Origin of the sequence: Cupriavidus sp. DL-D2, assembly GCF_039710735.1 — a bacterium.
In the GTDB taxonomy this organism is placed as follows: Bacteria; Pseudomonadota; Gammaproteobacteria; order Burkholderiales; family Burkholderiaceae; genus Cupriavidus.
On sequence record NZ_JBDKXK010000117.1, the window covers coordinates 1 to 5,425 of the forward strand.

Here is a 5,425-nt window from a genome sequence, read left to right on the forward strand (position 1 = left end):
GCAAAGCTGTTCGTCAATGTTCTTTAACAACCAAACAACCGATAAGTGTGGGCGCTTGATGGCGAACGCCGCTGAGGACTTCGGGTTCTTAGTGTTGCTTCAAAAGTATCAAGTGCTCGCACAGTAAAACATGTTCGATTGTTCTTCGGAGCAGTCGAGTCAGTTTTCTGAGAGTGAGCGACCGCTCGAAAGAGCGAGACCTGTAGGGAAACCGAAGGGTCACACAGAGATTGAACTGAAGAGTTTGATCCTGGCTCAGATTGAACGCTGGCGGCATGCCTTACACATGCAAGTCGAACGGCAGCACGGACTTCGGTCTGGTGGCGAGTGGCGAACGGGTGAGTAATACATCGGAACGTACCCTGTTGTGGGGGATAACTAGTCGAAAGATTAGCTAATACCGCATACGACCTGAGGGTGAAAGTGGGGGACCGCAAGGCCTCACGCAGCAGGAGCGGCCGATGTCTGATTAGCTAGTTGGTGGGGTAAAGGCCCACCAAGGCGACGATCAGTAGCTGGTCTGAGAGGACGATCAGCCACACTGGGACTGAGACACGGCCCAGACTCCTACGGGAGGCAGCAGTGGGGAATTTTGGACAATGGGGGCAACCCTGATCCAGCAATGCCGCGTGTGTGAAGAAGGCCTTCGGGTTGTAAAGCACTTTTGTCCGGAAAGAAATCGCTTCGGTTAATACCTGGGGTGGATGACGGTACCGGAAGAATAAGCACCGGCTAACTACGTGCCAGCAGCCGCGGTAATACGTAGGGTGCGAGCGTTAATCGGAATTACTGGGCGTAAAGCGTGCGCAGGCGGTTTTGTAAGACAGGCGTGAAATCCCCGAGCTCAACTTGGGAATTGCGCTTGTGACTGCAAGGCTAGAGTATGTCAGAGGGGGGTAGAATTCCACGTGTAGCAGTGAAATGCGTAGAGATGTGGAGGAATACCGATGGCGAAGGCAGCCCCCTGGGACGTCACTGACGCTCATGCACGAAAGCGTGGGGAGCAAACAGGATTAGATACCCTGGTAGTCCACGCCCTAAACGATGTCAACTAGTTGTTGGGGATTCATTTCTTCAGTAACGTAGCTAACGCGTGAAGTTGACCGCCTGGGGAGTACGGTCGCAAGATTAAAACTCAAAGGAATTGACGGGGACCCGCACAAGCGGTGGATGATGTGGATTAATTCGATGCAACGCGAAAAACCTTACCTACCCTTGACATGCCACTAACGAAGCAGAGATGCATCAGGTGCCCGAAAGGGAAAGTGGACACAGGTGCTGCATGGCTGTCGTCAGCTCGTGTCGTGAGATGTTGGGTTAAGTCCCGCAACGAGCGCAACCCTTATCTTTAGTTGCTACGCAAGGGCACTCTAGAGAGACTGCCGGTGACAAACCGGAGGAAGGTGGGGATGACGTCAAGTCCTCATGGCCCTTATGGGTAGGGCTTCACACGTCATACAATGGTGCGTACAGAGGGTTGCCAACCCGCGAGGGGGAGCTAATCCCAGAAAACGCATCGTAGTCCGGATCGTAGTCTGCAACTCGACTACGTGAAGCTGGAATCGCTAGTAATCGCGGATCAGCATGCCGCGGTGAATACGTTCCCGGGTCTTGTACACACCGCCCGTCACACCATGGGAGTGGGTTTTGCCAGAAGTAGTTAGCCTAACCGCAAGGAGGGCGATTACCACGGCAGGGTTCATGACTGGGGTGAAGTCGTAACAAGGTAGCCGTATCGGAAGGTGCGGCTGGATCACCTCCTTTCCAGAGGCTTGTGTTCACAAGTCAAGCGTTCACACTTATCGGTTTGTTTGAGTGTTACAGCCAAGGGTCTGTAGCTCAGGTGGTTAGAGCACCGTCTTGATAAGGCGGGGGTCGTAGGTTCAAGTCCTACCAGACCCACCAAGTTATCCGGGGGATTAGCTCAGCTGGGAGAGCACCTGCTTTGCAAGCAGGGGGTCGTCGGTTCGATCCCGTCATCCTCCACCACTTACCTTGGGGTAGTTGTCAAAGACCAGGATTCAGAGGTTCTGAATTTTAGTCTTTGGCTATTGCTATCAGTTTCGCACGAAGTGCGAACTGGCTGTTCTTTAACAATATGGGATGTAGTAAAGGTGTCGTGAAGCGTTGATGAGACGCTGCAGTACAAAACACGATACCGGGTTGTGATTGTATCAACCAAAATGTATTTAAGTGATCGAAAGATGACTTGGAATACGGCACAAACGCGAGAACTCAGACCTATAGCGGTGTCTTGAATGAGACACACTCGTTATAGGGTCAAGCGAACAAGTGCATGTGGTGGATGCCTTGGCGATTACAGGCGATGAAGGACGCGGTAGCCTGCGAAAAGCTTCGGGGAGCTGGCAAACAAGCTTTGATCCGGAGATGTCCGAATGGGGAAACCCGGCCCTTATGGGTCATCCCTGACTGAATACATAGGTCAGGGAAGCGAACGCGGCGAACTGAAACATCTAAGTAGCTGCAGGAACAGAAATCAACCGAGATTCCCAGAGTAGTGGCGAACGAAATGGGAAGAGCCTTGTACTCTTTAGCAGCGTTGTTAGCAGAACGGGATGGAAAGCCCGGCCATAGCAGGTGATAGCCCTGTATGCGAAAACAGCATTGTGGAACTAGGTGTACGACAAGTAGGGCGGGACACGTGAAATCCTGTCTGAAGATGGGGGGACCATCCTCCAAGGCTAAATACTCGTAATCGACCGATAGTGAACCAGTACCGTGAGGGAAAGGCGAAAAGAACCCCGGGAGGGGAGTGAAATAGATCCTGAAACCGCATGCATACAAACAGTCGGAGCCTGGAAACGGGTGACGGCGTACCTTTTGTATAATGGGTCAGCGACTTACATTCAGTGGCAAGCTTAACCGGTTAGGGAAGGCGTAGCGAAAGCGAGTCCGAATAGGGCGTTGAGTCGCTGGGTGTAGACCCGAAACCAGATGATCTATCCATGGCCAGGTTGAAGGTGCGGTAACACGTACTGGAGGACCGAACCCACTAACGTTGAAAAGTTAGGGGATGAGCTGTGGATAGGGGTGAAAGGCTAAACAAATCTGGAAATAGCTGGTTCTCTCCGAAAACTATTTAGGTAGTGCCTCGTGTGTCACCTTCGGGGGTAGAGCACTGTCATGGTTGGGGGGTCTATTGCTGATTACCCCGCCATAGCAAACTCCGAATACCGAAGAGTGCAATCACGGGAGACAGACATCGGGTGCTAACGTCCGGTGTCAAGAGGGAAACAACCCAGACCGCCAGCTAAGGTCCCCAAGATTGGCTAAGTGGGAAACGAAGTGGGAAGGCTAAAACAGTCAGGAGGTTGGCTTAGAAGCAGCCACCCTTTAAAGAAAGCGTAATAGCTCACTGATCGAGTCGTCCTGCGCGGAAGATGTAACGGGGCTAAGCCAGTCACCGAAGCTGCGGACGCACATTTATGTGCGTGGTAGGAGAGCGTTCTGTAAGCCTGTGAAGGTGTCTTGTAAAGGATGCTGGAGGTATCAGAAGTGCGAATGCTGACATGAGTAGCGATAAAGGGGGTGAAAGGCCCCCTCGCCGTAAGCCCAAGGTTTCCTACGCAACGTTCATCGGCGTAGGGTGAGTCGGCCCCTAAGGCGAGGCAGAGATGCGTAGCTGATGGGAAGCAGGTTAATATTCCTGCACCGTCGTATGATGCGATGGGGGGACGGATCGCGGAAGGTTGTCCGGGTGTTGGAAGTCCCGGTCCCTGCATTGGAGAAGGCGCTTTGGCAAATCCGGGCGCGGGATTCAAGGATGTGGGGCGAGCGGCTTTATGCTGCGAAGCAATCGGAAGTGGTTCCAAGAAAAGCCTCTAAGCTTCAGTCATACGAGACCGTACCGCAAACCGACACAGGTGGGCGAGATGAGTATTCTAAGGCGCTTGAGAGAACTCGGGAGAAGGAACTCGGCAAATTGGTACCGTAACTTCGGGATAAGGTACGCCCTGGTAGCTTGACTGGCCTGCGCCAGAAGGGTGAAGGGGTTGCAATAAAATGGTGGCTGCGACTGTTTAATAAAAACACAGCACTCTGCAAACACGAAAGTGGACGTATAGGGTGTGACGCCTGCCCGGTGCCGGAAGATTAAATGATGGGGTGCAAGCTCTTGATTGAAGTCCCGGTAAACGGCGGCCGTAACTATAACGGTCCTAAGGTAGCGAAATTCCTTGTCGGGTAAGTTCCGACCTGCACGAATGGCGTAACGATGGCCACACTGTCTCCTCCCGAGACTCAGCGAAGTTGAAGTGTTTGTGATGATGCAATCTCCCCGCGGCTAGACGGAAAGACCCCATGAACCTTTACTGTAGCTTTGCATTGGACTTTGAACCGATCTGTGTAGGATAGGTGGGAGGCTTTGAAGCGTGGACGCTAGTTCACGTGGAGCCGTCCTTGAAATACCACCCTGGTTTGTTTGAGGTTCTAACCTTGACCCGTGAATCCGGGTCGGGGACAGTGCATGGTAGGCAGTTTGACTGGGGCGGTCTCCTCCCAAAGTGTAACGGAGGAGTTCGAAGGTACGCTTGGTACGGTCGGACATCGTACCTAAAGTGCAATGGCAAAAGCGTGCTTAACTGCGAGACCGACAAGTCGAGCAGGTGCGAAAGCAGGACATAGTGATCCGGTGGTTCTGAATGGAAGGGCCATCGCTCAACGGATAAAAGGTACTCTGGGGATAACAGGCTGATACCGCCCAAGAGTTCATATCGACGGCGGTGTTTGGCACCTCGATGTCGGCTCATCTCATCCTGGGGCTGTAGCCGGTCCCAAGGGTATGGCTGTTCGCCATTTAAAGAGGTACGTGAGCTGGGTTTAAAACGTCGTGAGACAGTTTGGTCCCTATCTGCCGTGGGCGTTGGAATCTTGACGGGGGCTGCTCCTAGTACGAGAGGACCGGAGTGGACGTACCGCTGGTGTACCTGTTGTCTCGCCAGAGGCATCGCAGGGTAGCTATGTACGGAAGAGATAACCGCTGAAAGCATCTAAGCGGGAAACTCGCCTGAAGATGAGGATTCCCTGGAGGCTTGACCTCCTTGAAGGGTCGTTCGAGACCAGGACGTTGATAGGCTGGGTGTGGAAGCGCAGTAATGCGTTAAGCTAACCAGTACTAATTGCCCGTAAGGCTTGATCCTATAACCAGTGTGTTTTACCTGGTGTCTGTGATCCGCCTTGTGCCCAAGGTCGACACAACACAACCCAACCTTTACTACACCCAATTCGCCCGCGTTGACCCATGTCAGCGCAGGCAACCCCTTATGCCTGGTGACCATAGCGAGTCGGAACCACCCCTTCCCATCCCGAACAGGACCGTGAAACGACTTTGCGCCGATGATAGTGCGGATACCCGTGTGAAAGTAGGTCATCGCCAGGCTCTTATGCCCCAAAACCCCTCGACAGC

The 5,425-nt window shown here is 53.1% G+C and carries 2 tRNA genes and 3 rRNA genes; all 5 read left to right on the forward strand.

Going from position 1 to position 5,425, the window contains the following annotated elements:
* Positions 1-232: 232 nt before the first annotated feature.
* Positions 233-1,764, forward strand: a 16S ribosomal RNA gene (locus tag ABDB81_RS30140).
* A gap of 64 nt (positions 1,765-1,828) precedes the next feature.
* A tRNA-Ile gene (locus ABDB81_RS30145) sits at positions 1,829-1,905 on the forward strand.
* Positions 1,906-1,913: 8 nt separating this feature from the next.
* Positions 1,914-1,989 (forward strand) — tRNA-Ala (locus ABDB81_RS30150).
* Positions 1,990-2,278: 289 nt separating this feature from the next.
* Positions 2,279-5,159: ribosomal RNA gene (locus ABDB81_RS30155) — 23S ribosomal RNA — on the forward strand.
* Positions 5,160-5,285: 126 nt separating this feature from the next.
* Positions 5,286-5,398 (forward strand): 5S ribosomal RNA (gene rrf / locus ABDB81_RS30160).
* The 16S, 23S and 5S rRNA genes sit together here with 2 tRNA genes alongside, the layout of an rRNA operon.
* Positions 5,399-5,425: the final 27 nt, after the last annotated feature.